Annotated in this window: 1 protein-coding gene; it reads right to left on the bottom strand. The window is 58.7% G+C overall.

Features of this window, described 5'->3' with window-relative positions; translation table 11 throughout:
• Positions 1–521, bottom strand: a 521-nt coding sequence (locus AC1D0P_RS28170; protein ID WP_477679745.1) for a cation:dicarboxylate symporter family transporter, incomplete at both ends; no start/stop codon positions are given.

The following is a 521-nucleotide window of genomic DNA, read 5'->3' as shown; positions in this document are numbered from 1 at the left end:
GATCAGCGCCAGGATCGAGAAGCCGTTATAATAGGCCACCGCGCCGAGCACGACGAGGACGAACAGCACCGATGTCAGGTAGAACGTGCCGACCAGCATGGCAAGATGGGTGATCGAGCCGATCCCGTATTTGCCGATGGTGAACGCCATGGCGCCGAAGGCACCGATCGGCGCCGCCTTCATCAGGATCGACACCAGCTTGAAAATCGGAACGGTGAGGCTTTGCAGGAAATCGGTCACCGGCCGGGCGCGCTCGCCGACCATGGACAGCGAAATGCCGAACAGGACCGAGAAGAACAGCACCTGCAGGATATCGCCGTCAGCGAAAGCACCAACGATCGTGTTCGGGATGATGTTCATCAGGAAGCCGACGACGCTCTGGTCATGGGCTTTGGCGGTATAATCGCTGATCTTTGTCGCATCCAGCGAGGCGACGTTGATATGCATGCCGGCGCCGGGTCGGATGACATTGGAGACGATCAACCCCACGACTAGCGCCAATGTCGAGAAGACCAGGAAAT

The sequence above is a fragment of the Polaromonas sp. P1_G2 genome (assembly GCF_056405515.1).
The sequence above is the reverse complement of the archived record's forward strand: the minus strand, read 5'-3'. Positions and strand labels throughout refer to the sequence as shown.